Annotated in this window: 21 protein-coding genes; 10 read left to right on the forward strand and 11 right to left on the reverse strand. The window is 59.4% G+C overall.

The features are described 5' to 3' along the window. Nucleotides 1–62: 62 nt before the first annotated feature. Complete coding sequence (locus DWY05_RS03800; protein WP_117820703.1) at nt 63–1,370, forward strand: hypothetical protein; 1,308 nt, start codon at nt 63–65, stop codon at nt 1,368–1,370. A 102-nt stretch (nt 1,371–1,472) separates the two neighbouring features. Here DWY05_RS03800 and ettA read toward each other — a convergent pair whose 3' ends face one another. The 3 genes from ettA to DWY05_RS03815 form a co-directional block, all read right to left on the reverse strand. Beyond that, complete coding sequence (ettA, locus tag DWY05_RS03805; protein ID WP_117820704.1) at nt 1,473–3,152, reverse strand: energy-dependent translational throttle protein EttA; 1,680 nt, start codon at nt 3,150–3,152, stop codon at nt 1,473–1,475. Nucleotides 3,153–3,336: 184 nt separating this feature from the next. Next, a complete protein-coding gene (locus DWY05_RS03810; RefSeq protein WP_117820705.1) occupies nt 3,337–4,041 on the reverse strand; it encodes an SdpI family protein in 705 nt (234 codons plus the stop codon). Then, nucleotides 4,034–4,312 (reverse strand): autorepressor SdpR family transcription factor, encoded by a 279-nt coding sequence (locus tag DWY05_RS03815; RefSeq protein ID WP_022094448.1) that lies wholly within the window; start codon nt 4,310–4,312, stop codon nt 4,034–4,036. The genes DWY05_RS03810 and DWY05_RS03815 overlap by 8 nt, the downstream gene beginning before the upstream one ends. A gap of 299 nt (nt 4,313–4,611) precedes the next feature. On the opposite strand from DWY05_RS03815, the gene DWY05_RS03820 reads away from it, so the two are divergent. Further along, nucleotides 4,612–5,409 carry a ThiF family adenylyltransferase gene (locus DWY05_RS03820; RefSeq protein WP_117820706.1) on the forward strand — a complete coding sequence of 266 codons (798 nt, stop codon included), beginning with the start codon at nt 4,612–4,614 and terminating at the stop codon, nt 5,407–5,409. 14 nt (nt 5,410–5,423) lie between these two features. Continuing rightward, nucleotides 5,424–6,206, forward strand: a complete 783-nt coding sequence (locus tag DWY05_RS03825; protein ID WP_117820707.1) for a TatD family hydrolase — start codon at nt 5,424–5,426, stop codon at nt 6,204–6,206. A 358-nt stretch (nt 6,207–6,564) separates the two neighbouring features. On the opposite strand, the gene DWY05_RS03830 is transcribed toward DWY05_RS03825, so the two are convergent. Beyond that, nucleotides 6,565–7,224, reverse strand: coding sequence for an HAD family hydrolase (locus DWY05_RS03830; RefSeq protein WP_370448084.1), 660 nt, complete (start codon nt 7,222–7,224; stop codon nt 6,565–6,567). Nucleotides 7,225–7,287: 63 nt separating this feature from the next. Further along, nucleotides 7,288–8,130, reverse strand: a complete 843-nt coding sequence (locus DWY05_RS03835) for a Cof-type HAD-IIB family hydrolase (RefSeq protein WP_117820709.1) — start codon at nt 8,128–8,130, stop codon at nt 7,288–7,290. Between the two features lie 489 nt (nt 8,131–8,619). Between DWY05_RS03835 and DWY05_RS03840 the strand changes: the two genes are divergently transcribed. The 3 genes from DWY05_RS03840 (at nt 8,620) to DWY05_RS03850 (ending at nt 11,488) form a co-directional block, all read left to right on the forward strand. Then, the gene (locus tag DWY05_RS03840) at nt 8,620–9,510 is read left to right on the forward strand and encodes a hypothetical protein (protein WP_117820710.1); all 891 of its coding nucleotides are present in this window, start codon (nt 8,620–8,622) and stop codon (nt 9,508–9,510) included. A gap of 63 nt (nt 9,511–9,573) precedes the next feature. Then, nucleotides 9,574–10,191 carry an ATP-dependent Clp protease proteolytic subunit gene (locus DWY05_RS03845; protein WP_022094432.1) on the forward strand — a complete coding sequence of 206 codons (618 nt, stop codon included), beginning with the start codon at nt 9,574–9,576 and terminating at the stop codon, nt 10,189–10,191. After that, a complete protein-coding gene (locus tag DWY05_RS03850; protein ID WP_117820711.1) occupies nt 10,184–11,488 on the forward strand; it encodes a VirD4-like conjugal transfer protein, CD1115 family in 1,305 nt (434 codons plus the stop codon). Before DWY05_RS03845 ends, DWY05_RS03850 begins: the two co-directional genes overlap by 8 nt. Before the next feature lie 141 nt (nt 11,489–11,629). Here DWY05_RS03850 and pgi read toward each other — a convergent pair whose 3' ends face one another. Together pgi and DWY05_RS03860 are read right to left on the reverse strand one after the other, a co-directional pair. Continuing rightward, on the reverse strand, nt 11,630–13,324 hold the full coding sequence (pgi, locus tag DWY05_RS03855; protein WP_117820712.1) for a glucose-6-phosphate isomerase: 1,695 nt from the start codon (nt 13,322–13,324) through the stop codon (nt 11,630–11,632). Nucleotides 13,325–13,523: 199 nt separating this feature from the next. Beyond that, a complete protein-coding gene (locus tag DWY05_RS03860; RefSeq protein ID WP_158558624.1) occupies nt 13,524–14,048 on the reverse strand; it encodes an iron-containing alcohol dehydrogenase in 525 nt (174 codons plus the stop codon). Nucleotides 14,049–14,285: 237 nt separating this feature from the next. On the opposite strand from DWY05_RS03860, the gene DWY05_RS03865 reads away from it, so the two are divergent. Next, nucleotides 14,286–15,791, forward strand: a complete 1,506-nt coding sequence (locus DWY05_RS03865; protein ID WP_117820714.1) for a DNA repair protein — start codon at nt 14,286–14,288, stop codon at nt 15,789–15,791. Continuing rightward, the gene (locus DWY05_RS03870; protein WP_233503988.1) at nt 15,784–16,209 is read left to right on the forward strand and encodes a hypothetical protein; all 426 of its coding nucleotides are present in this window, start codon (nt 15,784–15,786) and stop codon (nt 16,207–16,209) included. Before DWY05_RS03865 ends, DWY05_RS03870 begins: the two co-directional genes overlap by 8 nt. Before the next feature lie 26 nt (nt 16,210–16,235). On the opposite strand, the gene DWY05_RS03875 is transcribed toward DWY05_RS03870, so the two are convergent. Further along, nucleotides 16,236–16,619, reverse strand: coding sequence for a heavy-metal-associated domain-containing protein (locus tag DWY05_RS03875; RefSeq protein ID WP_117820716.1), 384 nt, complete (start codon nt 16,617–16,619; stop codon nt 16,236–16,238). A 175-nt stretch (nt 16,620–16,794) separates the two neighbouring features. Between DWY05_RS03875 and DWY05_RS03880 the strand changes: the two genes are divergently transcribed. Next, nucleotides 16,795–17,499 (forward strand): DUF3793 family protein, encoded by a 705-nt coding sequence (locus tag DWY05_RS03880; protein ID WP_158558685.1) that lies wholly within the window; start codon nt 16,795–16,797, stop codon nt 17,497–17,499. A 46-nt stretch (nt 17,500–17,545) separates the two neighbouring features. Further along, nucleotides 17,546–17,965, forward strand: a complete 420-nt coding sequence (locus DWY05_RS03885; RefSeq protein ID WP_117820718.1) for a flavodoxin — start codon at nt 17,546–17,548, stop codon at nt 17,963–17,965. Nucleotides 17,966–18,080: 115 nt separating this feature from the next. On the opposite strand, the gene DWY05_RS03890 is transcribed toward DWY05_RS03885, so the two are convergent. The 3 genes from DWY05_RS03890 to DWY05_RS03900 form a co-directional block, all read right to left on the reverse strand. Next, the gene (locus tag DWY05_RS03890) at nt 18,081–18,830 is read right to left on the reverse strand and encodes an amino acid ABC transporter ATP-binding protein (protein WP_117820719.1); all 750 of its coding nucleotides are present in this window, start codon (nt 18,828–18,830) and stop codon (nt 18,081–18,083) included. Nucleotides 18,831–18,842: 12 nt separating this feature from the next. Next, nucleotides 18,843–20,204 (reverse strand): ABC transporter permease subunit, encoded by a 1,362-nt coding sequence (locus tag DWY05_RS03895; protein WP_233503989.1) that lies wholly within the window; start codon nt 20,202–20,204, stop codon nt 18,843–18,845. A gap of 117 nt (nt 20,205–20,321) precedes the next feature. Further along, entirely contained in the window at nt 20,322–21,182 is an 861-nt protein-coding gene (locus DWY05_RS03900) for an ABC transporter substrate-binding protein (protein WP_099431468.1), read from the reverse strand. Nucleotides 21,183–21,202 lie beyond the last annotated feature (20 nt).

Genomic DNA, 21,202 nt, shown 5'->3' on the forward strand with positions numbered 1-21,202 from the left:
GCCGCCATGGCGAACGCCATGCGATGGTAAGATGCTTTACATGTGTAAAGAGGAGATTTGCCATGAGCAAGACAATAGTTAGGCCCACGCTTTCGCTGGGCAACCACATCTATCTGTATCGCCTACTGCGCGATGCGATTGGATGCGGCAAGCAAACGTTTATGACGCAGGTCGAGGAGGCGCTCGCCGCCGGCGACATGACCGCTTATGACCTGGGCTTCGAATCCACGCGCGAGCTGCTCGAGGAGCTCAACGACTGCATTAAGCTGACCGTCTTTAAGGGCGGCCGCCTGTATGCCACCGTCATCGTCAACGAGGCCTGGGATACCGCCCTTGCCAAGGGCGAAGACAAGCCCAAGGCTGCCAAGGGCGCCAAGCAGTCCTACAAAAAGAAGAAACGCGGTGAGAAGGACCTCAAGGCCGTGCGCCCCAAGCACGTTAAGCGTCCCGAGCCAGAAACCATGGTTGAAGCCGCGCCGGAACCCGAGCCCGAGACAGAGATCGAAGTCGCTATTGAGGTAACGGCAGAAGCCGAAACCGAAATCGCCACCACGACCGATCCCAAAGTCATATCCGAGCAGGAAGCCACTGCGGAGCTCGACGAGGCTCCCAAGTCGACAACCGAAGAAGCCGCTGACCAACCCGAGACGCCTGCGTTCCAAAACAGCGATGTCTTTGGCAACGAGGCCGAGGACGATCGGCCCGAAGAACTCGCAGAACAGGACGCTACCGAATCGGCACCGGAGCCCGAGACGCCGCAGCCCGCCATCTCGCTCACGGTCGTCTATGACCCCGAGAACGCCAATGCCGGCATCACCACCATGGCCTCCACACCGGTCGAGGCAAAGCCGTCTGTCGAGGCGGAGGACGCCCCGCAAGCCGATGCCAAAACCGAGACTGAAGACACATCCGTCTCCGTGGAACCGACAGATTCCGCAGTTAAGCCGGAACCGGCGCCCGAGTCTGCACCCGCCATCGAGTCCGCATCCGCACCTGTCTATGACCAAATTCCCGCACCGGCACCGGCTTCGGTACCCGCAGCGGCCCCAACCTCCGTACCCGCAGTGCCCTCCATCCCCGAGGACTTCCCCGTCGATTTCGCAACCGAGGTCTTCTGCCCCGGCCCGTTGCTACACCAGCTGTCGACTTATCTCCCCTACGGCGCCGACACGCTCGGCATCGTCGGCGAGTACTACTGGATCGCCCGCGAGCGCGGTACCATCGAGGCCGCGCGAAACCGCGCAAGCTTCCCCCTGCGCTACACGCAGGCCGGCGAGCGCCACGAAGTCACCGTGCGCATCCGCCGCAACACCACCGGAGGCCTCGGAGCCACCTGGACCGTCAACAAGGTTGAAGAATCCAACGAATAGCAAAACGCGGCGAACGTCACAAAAACGTTCGCCGCGTTTTTTATTTTCCCAGGTTGAGCATAAGTTCGTGTGACAAAGGGGCTGTCCCTTTGCCACATCAAACTAGTCCCTGGTAAGTTTCCTGTGGATACGATGCGGCTGGGCTGCGTCCTCGCCCAGGCGCTCGATGCGGTTGGCCTGATAGGCCTCGAAGTTACCCTCAAACCAATACCAGTTGCCCGGGTTCTCATCGGTGCCCTCCCACGCCAGGATGTGCGTGGCGACGCGGTCCAGGAACATACGGTCGTGGCTAATGACCACCGAGCAGCCCGGGAACTCGAGCAGCGCCGCCTCGAGCGAGGACAGCGTCTCGACGTCGAGATCGTTCGTGGGCTCGTCGAGGAGCAGCAGGTTGCCGCCCTGCTTGAGCGTGAGCGCCAGGTTCAGACGATTGCGCTCACCACCGGAGAGTACGCCAGCGCGCTTCTGCTGGTCCTGGCCCTTAAAGCCAAAGCTCGCCACGTACGCGCGGCTGGGGACCTCGGTCTCGCCGACCATCATGTGGTCCAGGCCATCCGAGACGACCTCCCACAGGTTCTTATCGGGGTCGATGCCGGAACGGTTCTGGTCGACGTAAGAAATCTTGACGGTCTCGCCCACCTCGAGCTCGCCCGAAGTCAGCGGCTCCAGACCCACAATCGTCTTGAACAGCGTGGTCTTACCGACGCCGTTGGGGCCGATGACGCCCACGATGCCGTTGCGCGGCAGGGTGAACGATAGGTCGTCGATGAGCACGCGACCGTCGAATTCCTTGTGCAGGTGATGGGCCTCGAGCACCTTGTTACCCAAACGCGGGCCCACAGGGATGCGGATATCGGTCCAGTCGAGCTTCTGGCTTGCGCGGGCCTCGGCCTCCATCTCCTCGTAGCGAGCCAGACGAGCCTTGTTCTTGGCCTGGCGAGCCTTGGGCGAACTGCGTACCCACTCGAGCTCGGCCTCCATGCGCTTGGCGAGCTTGGCGTCGCGGTTGCCCTGCGCCTCGATACGGGCGGCCTTGGTCTCCAGATACGTGGAGTAGTTGCCCTTGTAGGGATAAAGGTGACCGCGGTCGACCTCGCAGATCCACTCGGCAACGTTATCCAGGAAGTAGCGATCGTGCGTGACGGCAAGCACCGCGCCCTGGTAGTTGTGAAGGAAGTGCTCGAGCCACAGGATCGACTCAGCGTCTAGGTGGTTTGTGGGCTCGTCAAGCAGCAGCAGGTCGGGAGCCTCGAGCAGCAGCTTGCACAGGGCCACGCGACGGCGCTCGCCGCCGGAAAGCACGTTGACCGGCATGTCGGAATCGGGCAGCTGCAGGGCGTCCATGGCCTGGCCGAGCTTGGAATCGATATCCCAGCCATCAGCGGCGTCGATCTCGTCCTGGAGCTTGCCCATCTCGGCCATGAGGACGTCCATGTCGCAGTCCGGGTCGCACATCTCCTCGCCGATCTTATTGAAGCGATCGACCTTGGCGATCATATCGCCAAACGCCATGCGCACGTTCTCGATAACGGTCTTGTCGTCGTCGAGCGGCGGCTCCTGCTGCAGGATGCCCACGGTGTAGCCGGGGGTGAGCCTGGCATCGCCGTTGGAGACCTCCTCGATGCCGGCCATGATCTTGAGCAGGGTCGACTTGCCCATGCCGTTGGGACCCACGACGCCGATCTTGGCACCGGGGTAGAAGCTCAGGGTCACGTCGTCAAGGATTACCTTGTCGCCATGGGCCTTGCGAGCCTGATACATCTGGTAGATAAACTCCGCCATATGTCTGTTCTATCCTTTCTACCTGCTGTTTCCCTATTCTTGATTCGCTTTAGTGGAAACGAAATGAGGGAACCAGCTCTGAAACGTAACGAAAAAGGGGCATGGTTGCCCACACCCCCTAATACTACCTGGGAAAAGTCCCCCGGAACATACTATGAACTGCGTACGCTAGTTTTCCGCAACCTTAACGAGCGGCTCGCTGCGATTTGCGCCACAGCAGATACGAGTAGACGTAGATGGCTCCGACCGAACCAAACGCCAGAACCGCAATCACCGCGGCGACGACTTCACTCGAAAGCACGCTGCCTGCCACGCCCATCACAATCAGGCCAATACCCAGCACCATAAAGCAGGCGCCGCCAAAACGCTGCGTACGGCGCCAGTTCTCGGGATCGGCAAGCGCCCAAGGTGTCTTGATACCGAGCGTATAGTTCTGCTTCACACGCGGCAAGTAGTTGCCTACGCCGATGAACAGCAAACCGACAACACCGGAAATCAGCACGTTAACCGAACCAACCGCCGGCACCACGCCCCAGACCGTAAGCTCACCCAACCAGCTTATGGCACACATGAATACCGTGAAAGCAATTACGAAGCCCTGGTAGAACTTGCCCGAGGTTCGATATGCCTCACCTTTGGGGTCGATGCGCGGCACCACGCAGAACATTGCGAGAAGCGCCAGAGGCAGCACGCCGAGCGCGGAGGCCATCCAGCTAGGACCCCAACCGTCGACGGCGCCGTTCGCGCCCCAGTGCGTGGGAATCTGCGCAGGCAAGCTCGGCATCACCATGAGGTGCGCTACGACATTGGCGACGCACAGAGCGACCAGCGCAATCCACACGCGCGACGATACCCCCGTGGGGTGAATGCCCTTGTTTTCGTTATTCATCCTTATCACCTTCCGTGTTTGTAAAGCCCATAAACCAGCCAATCAAATCCTGCATGACGGTGGTGTTTAAGCTGTATACGATGTTTTGGCCATGGCGCTCGTCGGTCACCAACCCGGCGTTTTTGAGCGTCGCCAAGTGATGGCTCAATGACGGCTTGCTGATGTCAAAATGCTCGGCAAGCTCCCCGGCCGTACAATTGCCCTCGCGCAGCAGTTCCAAAATACGCCGCCGCGTAGGATCGGCCAGCGCTTTAAAACCCTCTCCCGGCATAAGACCTCCTCTCATCATCTCTCATGACGTGCACACTATACTCGATATTTAGATGTTTGTCTAACTATCTAATCTTGTACTCAAAAAAATAGCCGCCCCCGCGTAATGCGAAGACGGCCACTTCTCACGCTACAAACGTGTTTGGGAGTTGGCCAACCCGCGGCAACGGGTGCCAACTGCTTCATCTTATGCGAATCCCTGCCTCATTTCAACAAACCCCTAGGGCTCAAATGGAATGGCGATAATACCTATAATGACGATAGCTAAAACACGATTCGCTTCCCCATCGGAGGATGTCTATGACTGAAACCACAGCCGCAACTCCCAACGAGACGCGCGATACCAAGCTCGAAATCATCATGGGCCGCGAGGCACTCGATAAGCTCGCCGATGCTACGGTGCTGGTGCTCGGCTGCGGAGGTGTGGGCTCCAATTGCTGCGAGGCACTTGCCCGCGGCGGCATCGGTCATTTCGTCATTCTGGATAAGGACATCATCGCGCCCAGCAATATCAATCGCCAGGCCATCGCCTTTCACAGCACCGTCGGCAAGCGCAAGGTCGATGTTATGGAAGCCATGATCCACGATATCAATCCCGCCACCACCGTCCTCAAGCGAACTGAATATCTGCTGAGCGACAATATCGACGAGTTCTTTACGAGCGTTTTTGAGCAGACGGACGGCAAGCTCGACTACGTCGTCGACGCCATCGACACCATCTCGGCCAAGCTCACCATTGCCAAATATGCTCAGGACCACGACATTCGTTTGGTCAGTTCCATGGGCGGGGCCAACAAGCTCCATCCCGAGTGTCTCCGCTTTGCCGACATCTTCGATACGGTACGTGACCCCATGAGCCGCATTATGCGCAAAGAATGTAAGAAGCGCGGAATCAAGAGCCTACATGTACTGTTTAGCTGCGAGGAATCGGTTAAGACACAGCCCCGCGACCCTTCCAACATCCACGAGCGCACCGAGCTCGGAACCGCCAGCTTTATGCCACCCATCATGGGTCAGATGATTGCCGGCGAGGTTATCCGCCAGATCAGCGGGCGCGGCACCGAGCGCGTGCGCGCCGATGGCCAGCGCTTGGACTAGCGGAGCGCGCCGAGATGGAGCCCTGGTTATTTGATGCACACTGCCATCTTGATCTAATGGCTCACCCGGACGCCGTTGCCGATGAGGCAACGACGCTGGACCTGGTTCTATTTGACTGCGGCGTCGATCCGCGCGACTTTGCACGCGCCAAGAAGCGCGCTTGCAACCGTTCAAATATCTTTGCCGGCATCGGCCTCCATCCCTGGTGGCTCGCCGACGGACGATGTGGCAACGCTGAAATCAATCTGCTTTGCGAAGTCGCTGCACAAGAACGCTTGATCGGCGAGGTCGGGCTCGACTTTTCCGCTCGTTTTGCCGGAAGCGAGCCGCTACAAGTACAGGCATTTGACCGGCTCTGCGATGCACTCGTGCAGCACCCTCTTGCCGGGCGCGTGATATCAATTCACGCCGTTCGTTCGGCAGGAACCGTGCTGGACGTCCTCGGGTCACATGAATTGCTCACCCCAAGCCCCGACTCCCCCGCTATCATCTTCCACTGGTTTAGCGGTACCTCGAACGAGTTCGTCCGCGCGCGAAACGCAGGCTGCTATTTTTCCGTGAATGAGCGGATGCTCGCCACCAAGCGCGGTCGCGAATACGCCCGACAGATTCCACTCGACCGCCTGCTGCTCGAGACTGATGCACCAGCCCGGCCGCAAGCAGATGCAAGCGCACAGCAGCTCATCACATCGCTGAAAAGCGTCTCTCGGCACATCGCCGAACTTAAAAACTGCGTCGTGGAGAGCGCCGAATCGATCGTTTTGGAAAATTCGCGCTTCATATTTGACTTCCGCTGACCCCGGTGGGCAAAAAACACCAAATATGAGTACTGTTGCAATGCTAGTAGCATTATTTTGCGACAAATGAACACCTAGATAATGTACATCCGTTCATTATCTAGGTGTTTTAGTATGGCTAAAGCCGTTTAAAACAGGCTTTTATCGCTCCCAGGCACTCAGCTAGGGCCTCAAAGGCTTGATTTTGCTGTTACTAAAATAGTTACAGTACTCATATTTGGCATTTTTTGCCCACAGGGTCCCGGGAAGACAACAATTCGACTTCCCGGGACCGCTCAACTATTCAAAAATCGGCGCTCCGTGGCCCCCAGAAGTCCTCCATACCACATGCGACCAAGACGAACGCGGTGGCAAAGTCCTACGCGAGTTCCAGCAGGTCCGGCAGCTGATCGATAATCTTATCCGCGGCATCCTGGCTAAAGCCGAAGCGCTCCTCGCGCTTGGCAATGACTGTCAGGCCGGCTCGCTTGCCGGCAGTGATGCCAGGCACCGAATCCTCAACGCAGCAGCAGCGATTCGCGGGCAGCCCCAGCAGGTCCAGCGCATGCAGGTAGATGTCGGGCTCGGGCTTGCTCTCCTTAAACTGCTCGCCACTCACCACATACTCAAAGGCATCCGACAGCCCGCACGCGTTGAGCACTTCCTCGATACTATCCATGGGCGACGAGCTGGCAAGCGCCACGCGAACGCCGCGGCGCGGCAGCTCTCGAATCGTATCCACGGCGCCTGGGTTAATCAAAGTCTGATAGTCGCGCGGACGCTTATGGGCCCACTCGTCCCAACGGGCCAACGCTTCCTCGCCAGTAAAATGCCCCTTACCGGCACGCTCAAACCAATCGACCAGCATGCGGAGAAAGAACTGATGCGAGGTACCGACCTGCCCGTTCAGCTCCTCTTGGGTCAGGTTCAACCCAAGCTCCTTGGCAAACGCGGCAGTCTCGCCCAGGTAGTAATACTCGGTATCGACAATGACGCCGTCCATGTCAAAGATAACGGCGTCGAACGGAAATGCGGACACGGCACCCTCCCTAACAAAAGGGCGCCTGTAAGCAGGCGCCCGAACCATGCATTATCGGCGATTCTAGCCCAGTAGCTTATCGAGTGCCACCGCGATACCGTCTTCGTTGTTATTGGCGGTCACCATCTGGGCAACTGCCTTAACCTCATCGACGGCGTTGCCCATGGCTACACCTGTGCCGGCCCACTCAATCATGGACTTGTCGTTCTGGCCGTCGCCAAACGATACGACCTCACTGGCATCGATGCCGAGCTTGGGCAGGGCACCCTCGAGCGCACGGGCCTTGTCGATACCGGGCGCCGTGTACTCAAAGTACCAGTCGGCCGTAAACATGCCCGAAAGCGTCTGCTTAAAGGGCGCATACATCTCCTCGTAATGCGCCTGCAGGTAGGCTGGATCGCCCGCCGTCAGCAGCTTGTCCACGGGACAAGCGTCCACGACCTCATGCAAGCTCTCGACCTCACGGATCTTAAGGTCGCACGCATCGCGCTCATACTTGACGATATTCTTCTGCGAACCGTCCGGCAGTGTGATCATGCAGCGATACGAGTCCTCGACATGCAGATCGCGACCGAGCGAGATGATGGGGATCACGTCGAAATTGCGCAGATGATCAATCAGACGGTGCAGTTCGTCAGCCGGCATGGCCTGGTCAAAAAGAACCTCATCGGTCTGAGCGTCGACCACATGTGCGCCATTAAAGGCAACTAGCAGACCGTCATGGTTTTGAAGGTCGAGCTCCTGCGCCAAGGCGTGCAGCCCCCATGCGGGACGACCCGAAGCCAAGATGAGCTTAATGCCCGACTCCTGCGCCGCGAGCAGCTTCTCGCGCGTACGCGGGCTGATGACCTTTTGGTCGTTGGTGAGCGTACCGTCGATATCCATTGCGATGGCTTTGATTGCCATATATGCCTCCTTGCATCGTTTTTATCGCGCACTATCTTATCCGAGCCGGGGCACGTTCACACAGCGCGCGCATGACGGTTGCAAAACCACCCCATTTGAAACAAAGGCAAAAAAGTACTTGCAAAGACGCGTTCCGACATATAAGTTGATAAAAGACCGCCGTTGCGGTTTTAAGTAGATCGAGCATATGAAGTTTGAGTTTTAGCGTGTAAGAGAAGGAAGATCGGCAAAGTACAGCCCCAAACGCAATGACAACTTAATGAGGTAACTGCCACATGTGAGGCACCCAGGGCATTGCTGTCTCGATTTTGAGCACGATGCCTTCCGCCTTGCATGGGCCGTTCCATCCCGCCCCTGCAGCAACTGCCTCACGGGCTCATTGAAAACCGCATAGCACCCCAACGTCAGCACATCACCCACGGCAAGCACATCACTCACGACAACCAACACATCAACAAACAGCACGAACATCAACCGATTGGAGAAGCTATGACAAACCACCACGCCGAAGGCGGCGATAAGAAAAGCATTCTGGATGCCCGCATTGAGCGAGCATATGCAAACGAATATGACGCCGCCTTTGCCGCCGCGACCATCAAGAACTACGCGTCGCTACCGCTCGCGACGATCTTGGCCGACCACCCTCAACTGCTGAAGCGCTGCACAAAGATCATGGGCGACCCCGACATTCGCAAGCTGACAGACCCCTATGCCCCAAAACGCGACAACGATTCGTACGTTCTTACCGTAGGCTGCCTAGCCCATATGCTTACGGCGCTCGACACGAAACTCAAGCTCGAATGGGAACCCGACGAGCGTCATGAACTCGAAAGCAAGCGGAACACCCTGCGCACCGCACTGTTCCTTCCGTTGGACGGCCTCAAGCGCTGCAACGTCGAGCTCAATACACAGGCGCGGCAAAAGTCCGGGATCACGGGGCAGAAAACTCCAAGACCCCATGCGGCCATCGTCGACCGCAACCGATATAACCGCATGACCGCGCATTTTTCTGCCGAGGGAGCAGACATAAGGACGCTGATCGACCTGCTGTGCCTCCTGAGCATCAACGAGCTATTTGAGGGCTATCTCGCCCTTGTTCCCGCGACGGCACCCAAGTCGGTAGCAAAGATCATCGAGACCTGCAGACGCCAGTTTGAGCGCCATCGCAATGGCAGCGAGATGAACGCCAGCATCGCGCAGTACTACGCGGCTCATTACAAAAATGACGGATGTGCCCCTGTCGAGCATCATCTGCGGCTCGCCTACACCACGCCCGCCGCAACGCTCTATCGCTTTGGAGCCCTTGGCGCTTGCGAGCCGCACGAACAGGCAGCCTGTCCCACAACCGAGCTCGATCTCAGGCTCGGACGAACCCTGTAGCCCGCCAGCCCCTCCGCGGGCAACAATCCTATTCCACAACACAACCAACAGAAAGGAGTCCTCATGGACACCAATCATTCCCCCATCATCAGCCCCCTCACCATGCGTGAATCCGCCCGAGGTATCACGCTCACCAGCATTTACGATGAGATGCTCGCCCGTCGCGAGCTCTCCGTCATGGGAAACATCGAAACCCCGATGGCCCACGACCTATGCCAGCAGATCCGCCTGCTCGATGCCACCGACCCCAGCCGCCCCATCACCATATTTGTCGCCAGCGCCGGCGGAAGCGTGCGATCGGGTCTTGCGATCTATGACGCCATGCGCCTCGCATCGTGCCCCATCCGCACCGTCTGCCTGGAATTCGCCGCGTCCATGGGCGCCGTGATCTTTATGGGCGGCGACGATCGCCGTATGGCGCCCCATGCAGAGCTCATGATTCACGACCCGCTGATCCCCCAGGGGGCAGGCGGCTCGGCACTTGCGCTGCAGGAAACCAGCCGGCGTCTCATGCAGACCCGCAAGACCCTCACGCAAATCCTCTCGGACCGCAGCGGCCTCACGCCCAAGCGCATCCAGTCCCTCACTGCAAAAGACACCTACCTTTCGGCCGAGCGCGCCGTCGAGCTCGGCTTTGCCCACGAAATCCTCTCGACCACCAAGGAGGTCGCCCATGTCTAACCTCGCCAGCCGCCTCGCCGCATCTGAGTCCGCATCGTCCACCATTCTCGCCAAGGATCGAACGCTTTCCTGCGACACCCGCCAAACGGGACTCAACAACAACGCACTTGTGATCGGCCCCTCGGGAGCCGGCAAGACCCGAAACGTCCTCAAGCCCAACCTGCTGCAAATGAACGCAAGCTACATCGTGCTCGACACCAAAGGCACGCTCTGTCGCGAAGTGGGACCTGTGCTGGCAGCCCACGGTTACCGCGTGCAATGTCTCAACTTCGCCGACCTCAACACCGTCCCGGCCCTTGCGCCCGGCATCGAGCGCTGCGGCTACAACCCCCTGAGGCACATTCGCCGCAAGGCGGACGGCAGGCCCAACCAGCAGGACATCCTCTCGGTGGCAAAGGCCATCTGCCCCATCGAGGACAACAACCAGCCTTTTTGGGATCATGCGGCGGCAAACCTGCTGTCGTGTCTTATCGCCTACGTCACCGAACAGCTGCCCGCCGACGAGCAGACGATCAGCTCGGTCATCAAGCTGATCGAGCACCTGCAGGACGGTGCCACGGGTCGATTGTTTGACGACCTGATCACGACCGACCCCCAAAGCTATGCCCTCTCGCTATGGCGGCGCTACGCCATTACGCAAAATGCCGAGCGCATGCACGCGAGCATCGTCGGCATCCTTGCCGAAAAGGTCATGTGTCTGGGATTCGACGGTGCGGCACAGCTCTATCGTAAGTGCCATCAGGTGGACTTCGCTTCCATGGGACACACCCCCTGCGCCCTGTTTGTAACCGTGAGCGATATTGACCGCAATCTCGATCCGCTGACCGGCCTCTTTATTTCGCAGGCGTTTATGGGCCTCATTCGTGAGGCCGATAGGCAGCCCGACGGCAGCCTGCCCGTGCCCGTGCGCTTTATGCTCGATGACTTCGCAAATCTGCAGATCCCCCAGATCGACAACGTGCTCTCGATTATCCGAAGCCGCAACATCTGGGCAACGCTGCTGCTGCAGTCGACCAACCAGCTCGATGCGCTCTATGGCGAGGCACGCGCACGCTCCATCATGGGCAACTGCGACACGCATCTGGTGCTGGCGTTCCAGGATCCCGAGAGTGCCCGGGTGTTTTCCGACCGCGCCGACGCGCTGCCCAGTACGCTCATGGCGACGCCGATTGATCGCTCGTGGCTCTTTGTACGCGGTCGCACTCCCGAACAGGTCGAGCGCTTTAGGCTCGAAGACCATCCGCTCTACGGGGAGCTGCCCGAGGCGCAGCGAGGCCATGCGGAGGCCGAGATCTAGGCGCAGGGTTCTCGCAGCGCGCGGCGCCCCGGCGATGTTCCACAAAGGCCGTGCGCCCCGGGACCACGGCAAAGCAAAGGGACCCGCATCCGATAGGATACGGGCCCCTGACTATAAGGCGCGATGCGTTAACAGCAGCGACTACTTGCGATGCGCGCGATAGAACTCGATGAGCGCCTGGGTCGAAGCGTCCTGCTCGGCCTTGGCGGTGTCGTCGTGGAAGGCCGGGGTGATCTGCTTGGCAAGCTGCTTGCCCAGCTCGACGCCCCACTGATCGTAGGAGTCGATGCCCCAGACCGTGCCCTCGACAAACGTGATGTGCTCGTACAGGGCGATGAGCTCGCCGAGCGCGAACGGAGTCAGCGTGTCGCCGAAGATCGAGGTCGTCGGGCGGTTGCCCTCAAAGCAACGGGCCGGGACGATCTGCTCGGGCGTGCCCTCGGCACGAACCTCGTCGGCAGTCTTGCCAAAGGCGAGCGCCTTGGTCTGGGCCAGGAAGTTGCCCAGGAACAGCTCGTGCACGTCCTGGCCGCTGTCGGTCGCAGGGTTGGCGGTATTGGCGAAGGCGATGAAATCGGCCGGGACCACCACGGTGCCCTGGTGCAGCAGCTGGTAGAAGGCGTGCTGACCGTTGGTGCCGGGCTCGCCCCAGAAGATCTCACCGGTGTCGGAGGTCACGGCGCTGCCGTCCCAGCGGACATGCTTGCCGTTGGACTCCATGGTGAGCTGCTGCAGGTAGGCCGGGAAACGATGCAGGTACTGGCAGTACGGCAGCACGGCGTGGCTCTTGGAACCGAAGAAGTTGACGTACCAGACGTTGAGCAGGCCCATCAGCGCAACGGCATTGTTCTCGAGCGGCGTGTTGCAGAAGTACTCGTCGATAGCGTGGAAGCCCTCGAGGAACTGCTGGAAGCGCTCGGGACCGAGCACGACGATCAGCGACAGGCCCACGGCGGAGTCGACGGAGTAGCGGCCGCCGACCCAGTTCCAGAAGCCGAAGGCGTTGGCGGGGTCGATACCGAAGGCCTCAACCTTCTCGAGTGCGGTGGAAACGGCAACGAAGTGCTTTGCCACGGCCTCGGCGTTCTGCTCATCGGAGCCGTCGATGGCGCCCTGGGCCTTGAGCTGCTCGAGCATCCAGGTCTTGACCTCGCGGGCGTTGGTGAGGGTCTCGAGCGTGGTGAAGGTCTTGGAGACGATGATCACGAGCGTGGTCTCGGGATCCAGGCCCTTAAGCTTCTCGGCCTGGTCGTTGGGGTCGATGTTGGAGATATAGCGGCAGTCGATACCGGCGTCGGCATAGGGACGCAGAGCCTCGTAGGCCATGACCGGGCCCAGATCGGAGCCGCCGATGCCGATGGACACCAGGTGCTCGATCTTCTTGCCGGTAACGCCCTTCCACTCACCGGAGCGCACGCGCTCGGCGAAGGCATACATGCGGTCGAGGACCTCGTGCACGTCGGCGACGACATCCTGGCCGTCGACGATGAGCTGGCCCCTCTCGGTTGCGGGGCGGCGAAGCGCGGTGTGCAGGACGGCGCGGTCCTCGGTGGTGTTAATGTGCTCGCCGGAGAACATGGCGTCGCGGCGCTCCTCGAGCTTCACCTCGCGGGCAAGATCGCACAGCAGCTTGACGGTCTCATCGGTCACCAGGTTCTTCGACAGATCGAAGTGCAGGTCACCGGCGTCAAAGCTCAGCTTGTTCACGCGCTCGGCATCGGCAGCGAACCAGGCCTTGAGGTTGATACCATCGGCCTCGAGCTTCTCCTGATGAGCCTCGAGTGCCTTCCAAGCGGCAGTCGACGTAGCATCGATAGGTGCGGCAACAGTTGCCATAGAGTCCTCCTCAGCATACGGGCGCACGCCTCCATGCGCCCGGACATTCAGATGCCACTATTCTAGCGCAGGTCAAGACTACAATCAGCGAGCGTTGCCAATCGGCCCCCAAACGGCAACCGATCAAAAAGGGACAGGCTTATTTTGGCAGGTCAAACGCTTTACCAACCAAAAATAACCCGTCCTTTTATGGCAAATATTAGGCCGCGGCGCAGACGCTACCGAGTAACTCACGCAGAGGAGACCCGATGCCCTCCAGCAGTTCGGGCGCGATAATGGCAAAAACGGGAACCTCGCCGGTGCCCACGACAGCAGGCACCTTGCCCTCCGAGACAATGCATCCATAAGGCACAAAGCCGTCTTCGCCGGCATCGAGCGCCGCCATGCGACGCGCGAGCTCGCGCGCAAAGCCGGCAGTATCGGCATCGCCAATCGCCAGGACAAAGTCCACGCCTTCGTCGGTCGCCAGGGCTACGGCCTCATCGACCAAATCGTCTCCCCCATCGCCCCCGACCAAGCCGCAGCGAAAAAGCACGCGTTCGAGCAGAGCTCGATCAAGCGAGCCGAGCGCCGCCGAGACGAGCTCATCGTGCGTATGTTTGTCACCGCCCAACACGACCAGCGCCTTGGTGCCACCATAGTGAGCGACCAATCGTCCGCACCAGCGAGCCACGTCTCCATCCGCAACAAGGCGCGTCGGCATACCAAACCCATAATTGACCATCTTTTCCACAACCCTTCCGTGCGTATAGGCGGTATCAATCGTTAGGCTCATGCTACGAAGCGAGGTTTTCCGAGCTGTTTCGCACTCTTTAGAGCTGCGTTAAAACCCGATCCAACCGCACGACCATACCTACCAAAACAAACCAGTCCCTTTTTGACAGGTTTTGACGACGTCCGGACGAGCGGGTATTATCGAACAGGTATTCGATAAGAACATGTGTTTGATGAAAGGACACGGATGGCGCACGAGCAGCACACCTATATCTGCATCGACCTCAAGACGTTTTATGCCAGCGTCGAGTGCGTCGACCGTGGGCTCGATCCGCTCACCACCAACCTGGTCGTTGCCGACGAATCGCGCGGGCGCACGACCATCTGCCTCGCCATCACGCAGGCCATGAAGGACTTAGGGATTCACAATCGCTGCCGCCTATTCGAGATTCCCGATGGCATCGGCTACATCACGGCCGTACCGCGCATGCAGCACTATATGGAGGTGTCGGCGCAAATCTACGGCATCTATCTGGAATACGTAAGTCCGCAAGACATTCACGTCTATTCAATCGATGAATGCTTTATCGACGTGACGCCCTATCTGGACCTCTATCACACAGATGCGGAAGGGTTCGCCTGCACGCTGCGCGACGAGGTCCTCGCGCGCACCGGCATCACGGCGACGGTCGGCATCGGCCCCAACCTATTCCAGGCCAAGGTAGCGCTCGACATTACCGCCAAGCACGTACCCAGCCGCATCGGCATACTCGACGACGAGACCTTTCGCAAGGATATCTGGCCCCATCGTCCCATCACCGATATCTGGGGCATCGGTCCCGGCGTGGCAGCCCGCCTCGAGAAATACGGCGTCTACGATCTGATGGGCGTCGCGGCGCTCGACGAAAACCTGCTTTACGACGAGCTCGGCGTCAATGCCGAATATCTCATCGACCATGCCTTCGGGCGCGAGCCGACAACCATCGCCGATATCCAAGCCTATCGCCCGCAAGCAACTTCGACCACCACAGGACAGGTGCTCTCGAAGGGTTATGCCTACGAACAGGCCTATACCGTCTTGCGCGAGATGGTCGACAACGCCGTTTTAGACTTGGTCGATAAGCACGTGGTCTGTGACAGCATCTCGCTCTTTGTGGGCTACGCGAGCGAACGCGCCGACATACGCCGCCTCGACGCCAGCGGTACAGCGCAGTATGTGGACGGATGCGGGCACCTGCGCTCGAGCACATCGAGTATCGAACCCACCGCATCCGCCGGCCCCGAGCTCGCGCCCCGTGCGCCCAAGCCCGTCCAGCGCGATGACGAACGGCGTCGCCTGGTGCGCGAAGCGCAGGCAATCGATGGCATCTTTGTGGGAGAGCATGGCGGCAAACCGCGCGGTGGCTATGCCGCACTCTTTGCGCACTCTAACGCCTCGCGAAAGCTGCCCGAGCGTACCAATTCGTTTAAGAAGATCATGGGCTATTTCGATGAGCTCTGGGCGCAGACTGTCGATCCCAAACGACCGGTCAAGCGCATCAACCTGGGATTTGGCAACCTCATGCCCGAGGAATTTGCCACCATCGATCTGTTCAGCGATATCGAGGCCGATGAGCGCGAGCGCGACCTGGCGCGCGCCGTCCTGGCCGTGAAAGGCAAGTACGGCAAGAACGCGCTCGTCAAGGGATTAAGCTTTACCGCCGGCGCCACCGCGCGCGAACGCAACGAACAAGTTGGAGGACACCGTGCCTAAACCCAAACAACAGCCCATGCGCCCGCCGACCGCCTTCGAGCGCCTGGCGGACCCCGAGGGCAGACGCCGCGCCGCCGACCCCAACCTCACTGCCAACGGTGCCGCGCGCGCCGACCGCGCCGCACAGTTTATGCCCTTTGCCGCCCTCACGGGATACTACGAACTCGTGCGCAAGCAGGAAATCACCATCGAGCCAAAACGTGAGCTCACGGAAGAAAAAGCCCTCGTGCTTTCTAAAAAACTCGAGGGTCTCAAACGTGGCGACTTGGTTCGTGTCACCTATTACGATACATACGGCTATCGCAGCCGCACCGGCATCCTCGACGAGGCGCTCCCCGCCTTCAAGCTCCTCAAGCTCCGAGACATCGCCATCGACTTAGACGGCATCCAAGACATCGAACTGCGCGGACGAGCCTAGCCAATGAAGCGCATCCAGAGCGACGCTTACAGCGTCATGACGTAGTAGCCCGCGTCTTTCACGGCCGCCTCGAGGACATCACGATCAACCGGCTGCTTAGAGCGCACGCGTGCCGTGTGGTCCGCATACGTCACCGTTGCCCACACGCCATCCAGTGCATTGAGGGCATTGGCTACGTTCTGAGCGCAGCCGTCACAGCTCATGCCGCCGATGAGCAGCTCATCGCTATAGGGATAGTGGGACGGATCGGTATCCGCAACTACTACCTTCTTGGCCTTCTTACCGCTCGCGCCATCGCTGCAGCAGCTCTTTCCGTGTGTCGAAGCGACAATGCGACGCAGGCCAAAGAACATGCCAACGATAATCACGGCAAGCACGATGAGATTCGCAGGGCTGAGCAAGTCACTCATGCGTTCCCCTTTCAAGTAGCCCTATCTAGATACCCCCATGGGGTGTCCCCATCTTAACCCAAAATCATGTCTGTTCGGTCAATTAGTTTCCCTCTTCAAACTTTTTTGTTGACCATGGCTTACTTTCGTGTATAAGTTTTCCTAGGCTAACAACTGAGGACCCGAAAGGGGCATCGTGACTCGAACCATTGACATCCCAACATACCAAACGGCTGTCGTGCGCAACTGCTCCCCTACGCTCGCAGGTATCAAGCCGGCTTCGCTCTTTACCTATCCCGGCGTTTACGCCAACCAAAACGGAAAACCCAGCGCCGCCCATATCGAAGAGCGACGCTCTCGCCTGCTCGCCGTCATAGCCCAATGCAACTGCGAGCTCCAGCCACTCGGGATCCATATGAGCGTTTTGGTCTGGCGCCCCTGCGGAGCGCTCATCTATGTGTACCGCCCTGCAGACCTCATGCGATACCTCTCCGACCCCCGCGCCACGACGGCGCTTGCCGCCGAAGGTTACGATGTCCGCAACCTGCCCGCGTCCCTGGTGCATCTCGCCGCGCGCATCACGCTGGCAAGCAGCAATGCCGCAGAGAGCGCCTATGACGGCAGCGTCTGCGCGCTCGCGCGAAATAGGCACTGCGATACGGGGTGCATGTGCGAGTTCCCCCACGAAATTGGCTATTTTTTGGGCTATCCCTACGAAGATGTCCATCAGTTTATCGTCCAGCACGGCGAAAACTATAAGGTCTTTGGCGCATGGAAAGTATACACAAACGTTGAGCAGGCGCTCACGACCTTCGATTCCTATCGCGCATGCACGCAATACCTTACCTACATCTATCAACAGGGCTGCACTCTGGGACAACTTGTCCAGGCAACCCGATAGAGCATACAAAACGCGGCCGCACGCCGCACAACCGAAAGGAAAACATATGAGCAAGATCGCCGTCGTCTACTGGAGCGGTACAGGCAACACCGAGGCCATGGCAAACTTCGTTGCCGAGGGCGCAACCGGTGCCGGCGCCGAGGCGGAGGTCATCTCCTGCGCCGACTTCTCCGCAGACAAGGCCGCCAGCTATGACGCCATTGCCTTCGGCTGCCCCGCCATGGGTTCCGAGGAACTCGAGTACGATAAGTTCCAGCCTATGTGGGACGAGGTCAAGGAGACCCTCGGCGACAAGAAGGTTGTCCTCTTTGGCTCTTATTCGTGGGCCGAGGGCGAATGGATGGACAACTGGAAGGCGGACGCCGACGAGGCGGGCGTCAACGTCGTCGATTCCGTCATCTGCTACGATGCACCCGACGACGAGGGCGAGACCGCTTGCAAGGCCCTCGGAGCCGAGCTCGTGTAACGAACCCAGGGCTTCCAAAAGAGCCTGCATCAAAGCGCATCCCCATCCCTACAAAAGAGCGGGGCTGGATTCAAGTCCAGCCCCGCTCTTTTGTAACGGCAGTTACATCAACCGGCTACGAGATATTGCCCAAGAACGCCTTGGTGCGCTCGCTCTTGGGGTGGTCGAAGACCTCACTCGGCGTACCCTCTTCTACAATGACGCCGCCGTCCATAAAGACGACGCGGTCGGCGACATCGCGGGCAAAGCCCATCTCGTGCGTTACCACGATCATGGTCATACCGTCACGTGCCAGGTCGCGCATGACGCCCAATACATCGCGGACGAGCTCGGGGTCGAGCGCCGACGTGGCCTCGTCAAAGAGCATCACGTGCGGGTTCATCGACAGGGCGCGGGCGATGGCGACGCGCTGCTGCTGGCCGCCCGAAAGCTGACTCGGCATAAAATCGATGCGCTCGGCCAGGCCGACCTTGGTCAGCTCCTCGATGGCGATCTTCTCGGCCTCTTCCTTACTGCGCTTGAGCACCTTTTGCTGCGCAAGCATGACGTTCTTTTTGACTGACAGGTGCGGGAACAGGTTGAACTGCTGAAACACCATGCCCAAGTGCGTACGTACATTATTGAGGTCGACGCCCTTGGCACACACATCCACGCCCTCAACGACAATCGAGCCGCTCGTGGGATGCTCCAGGCGATTGATGCAGCGAAGCATCGTCGACTTGCCCGAGCCCGAGGGGCCCAGGACCACAACGACCTCACCCTTGTGCACGTCCAGATCGATATCACGCAGAACCACGTTATCGCCAAAAGCCTTTTGGAGGTTCTTGATGCTGACAACGACCTCGTTGGAATTCGTTTCACTCATGACAGGACCTCCTTACAGACCGGCGATATGATCGGCGGGCGTCGCGACAACCTGTCCGGCGCTCTTGGTGGGACGCTTCTTTTTGGTTTCGGCCGTCCCCAGAAGTCTCGCCTCAAGACCGCTCACCAAGCGCGCAAGCGGCAGGGTAATGACCAGATAGAACAGAGCGGCAACCACATACGGCGTGATGGAGCCCGTCGTGGCCACGATGGTGCGGGCGTTCATGACGATCTCGACCACACCCACGGCGGCAAGCAGCGACGTATCCTTGTAAAGCAAGATAAACTCGCTGGTCAGCGTAGGCAAAACATTGCGGAACGTCTGCGGAATCATGACATAGAGCAGCGTCTGGAAGGCATTCATGCCCAGCGAGCGAGCAGCCTCGTTTTGGCCCTTGGGGATCGACTGAATACCGGCACGGAAGATCTCGCACAGGTACGCAGACGAGTTCATGGCCATGACGATAACACCCAGCACATAGTCGTCCACTTTGACACCGGCCAGCGGCAAGCCAAAGAACGCAATGTAGATCTGCAAGAACGCCGGCGTGCCGCGGATGATATTCACATAGATGCCGGCAAGGCAGCGAAGGATGCGCGACTTGGAAATGCGCATGAGCGACAGCGCAAAGCCAAAGGGAATGGCCAACGGAAATGCCACGAGCACGATTGAGAGCGACATAAGGAAGCCCTTGAAGACAATCGGCAGGCTCTGGACCAAAATGACCGGGTTCAGGAACAGGCGCAGGAACATATTGGAGTTCCACGCCTCGACCCACGGCTGCTCTTTAAGGTCAGCCAGGAAGTTATCGAAGGCCGTCACGCCCTTGATCTCCACCGACGGAATCTTGGAGATCTTCTTGGTCGACCCGTCGGCAAGCGTATAGGTGCCGCTAAAGGCCTCATCGCCGCCCTCGACGGGGAAGGTCACGCCGTAAACCTCGACACGGAAAAAGCCGCCGGCAGGCGCCGTCTCGCCAAAGTCGATCTTGAGCGTCTGGCCGTCAGCCTTGCACGTGGGCTTCATGGGCGTACGATCCATGAGGTCCTCGCCCGAGAGCATCGTCAATCGCGTGTCATCGGTACCAAACGTCGTGCCGTCGACAAACGTCAAAGAAAGACCGCTCAGCTCCTCGTCGACATCGGCCTGAACTTCCCAGGTAATGCGCGTCTCGGTGCCGCCGACCACATCGCTGCCCGAACCGGTGTTGGGTCGGGCGGTAATCTTTGCGGTCTCAAGCGCCTGGGCGGTCGTGGGCGCATATGCCCCCGCGCACACCAGCGCGAGCGCCACGGCCATGACGCAGGCTAGCTTTTGGAGCAAGGCGGACAGTGGAAAACGCTGCTCCGCGGCCCCTTTGTTCAGTCGAGACAAGGTGGCTCCTATCGTAGAAGTTGCCGGCAAAACGAGACGGAAATGCTCTCCGCCAAGAGAAGCGCAAAGGCCCTCTCCGCAAAACGGAAAGGGCCCGCGCGCAATCAAGTAGTTATTTTACTTGATATTGTACTTAGCCATGAGGGCGTCGACGGTACCGTCGTCGGTCAGGTCCTTGATGGCCTGGTTGATGTCGTCCTTGAGCTTGGTGTTGCCCTGGTTGATGGCGATGGCGTACTCCTCGCCGGTGCTGATCTGCTTGATGGTCTGGCAGGTGTTGAACTGCTCGGCGGTCAGCTGGCTGGCAACGGAGCGGTTGGTAACTACGGCGTCGCCCTTATCGGACTGCAGAGCGCTGAAGCACTCGGTGGCGTCCTTGTAGGGGACGATCTTGGCCTTCGGGAAGTTCTCCTGGGCAAAGGCCTCGGCGGTCGAGCCAGACTGGACGATGATGGTAGCGTCGGCGTTGTTGAGCTTCTCGCTGTAGTTGTCGGCCGTGATGTCGGTGTTATCGACCTTGGTCACGATAGCCTGATCGTCCATGTAGTAGGAATCAGAGAAAGTGACTTCCTTCTCACGCTCGGGCGTGTCGGTGATAGCCGCGATGGAGACGTCATACTTGGCGCCCGAAGCGACGCCCGGAACCAGCGTGTCAAAGTCATTGTTGACATACTCGACATCCAGGCCCAGCTTGTCGCCGATAGCCTTGATGAGCTCAAGGTCAAAGCCCTGATAGTCGCCGTTGTCGTCCTTATACTCAAACGGAGCGTACTCGGCAGAGGTGCCGACGGTCAGCGTACCGTCCTTGACGAGCGCGTACTCCTTGGAGCCGTCGACCTTCTCGACCTTAGCGTCGTCAGAGCTGCTGGAACCGGCATCAGAACCAGAGGTGGCGTTGGACGAGCCGCAGCCCGTCAGTGCGAGGGCGAGCGCCATGGCACCCGTGGCGGCAAATGCGCCAAGCTTCTTGAGCTTCATAATCAGTCTCCTTCCGGTGA

Origin of the sequence: Collinsella sp. AF23-4AC, assembly GCF_003462685.1 — a bacterium.
Taxonomy (GTDB): Bacteria; Actinomycetota; Coriobacteriia; order Coriobacteriales; family Coriobacteriaceae; genus Collinsella.

What these genes read in the sequence shown, in the direction of transcription:
- DWY05_RS03800 (WP_117820703.1), top strand. Translation starts at nt 63, where the DNA reads ATGAGCAAGACAATAGTTAGGCCCACGCTTTCGCTGGGCAACCACATC.
- ettA (WP_117820704.1), bottom strand. Translation starts at nt 3,152, where the DNA reads ATGGCGGAGTTTATCTACCAGATGTATCAGGCTCGCAAGGCCCATGGC.
- DWY05_RS03810 (WP_117820705.1), bottom strand. Translation starts at nt 4,041, where the DNA reads ATGAATAACGAAAACAAGGGCATTCACCCCACGGGGGTATCGTCGCGC.
- DWY05_RS03815 (WP_022094448.1), bottom strand. Translation starts at nt 4,312, where the DNA reads ATGCCGGGAGAGGGTTTTAAAGCGCTGGCCGATCCTACGCGGCGGCGT.
- DWY05_RS03820 (WP_117820706.1), top strand. Translation starts at nt 4,612, where the DNA reads ATGACTGAAACCACAGCCGCAACTCCCAACGAGACGCGCGATACCAAG.
- DWY05_RS03825 (WP_117820707.1), top strand. Translation starts at nt 5,424, where the DNA reads ATGGAGCCCTGGTTATTTGATGCACACTGCCATCTTGATCTAATGGCT.
- DWY05_RS03835 (WP_117820709.1), bottom strand. Translation starts at nt 8,130, where the DNA reads ATGGCAATCAAAGCCATCGCAATGGATATCGACGGTACGCTCACCAAC.
- DWY05_RS03840 (WP_117820710.1), top strand. Translation starts at nt 8,620, where the DNA reads ATGACAAACCACCACGCCGAAGGCGGCGATAAGAAAAGCATTCTGGAT.
- DWY05_RS03845 (WP_022094432.1), top strand. Translation starts at nt 9,574, where the DNA reads ATGGACACCAATCATTCCCCCATCATCAGCCCCCTCACCATGCGTGAA.
- DWY05_RS03850 (WP_117820711.1), top strand. Translation starts at nt 10,184, where the DNA reads ATGTCTAACCTCGCCAGCCGCCTCGCCGCATCTGAGTCCGCATCGTCC.
- pgi (WP_117820712.1), bottom strand. Translation starts at nt 13,324, where the DNA reads ATGGCAACTGTTGCCGCACCTATCGATGCTACGTCGACTGCCGCTTGG.
- DWY05_RS03860 (WP_158558624.1), bottom strand. Translation starts at nt 14,048, where the DNA reads ATGGTCAATTATGGGTTTGGTATGCCGACGCGCCTTGTTGCGGATGGA.
- DWY05_RS03865 (WP_117820714.1), top strand. Translation starts at nt 14,286, where the DNA reads ATGGCGCACGAGCAGCACACCTATATCTGCATCGACCTCAAGACGTTT.
- DWY05_RS03875 (WP_117820716.1), bottom strand. Translation starts at nt 16,619, where the DNA reads ATGAGTGACTTGCTCAGCCCTGCGAATCTCATCGTGCTTGCCGTGATT.
- DWY05_RS03885 (WP_117820718.1), top strand. Translation starts at nt 17,546, where the DNA reads ATGAGCAAGATCGCCGTCGTCTACTGGAGCGGTACAGGCAACACCGAG.
- DWY05_RS03890 (WP_117820719.1), bottom strand. Translation starts at nt 18,830, where the DNA reads ATGAGTGAAACGAATTCCAACGAGGTCGTTGTCAGCATCAAGAACCTC.
- DWY05_RS03900 (WP_099431468.1), bottom strand. Translation starts at nt 21,182, where the DNA reads ATGAAGCTCAAGAAGCTTGGCGCATTTGCCGCCACGGGTGCCATGGCG.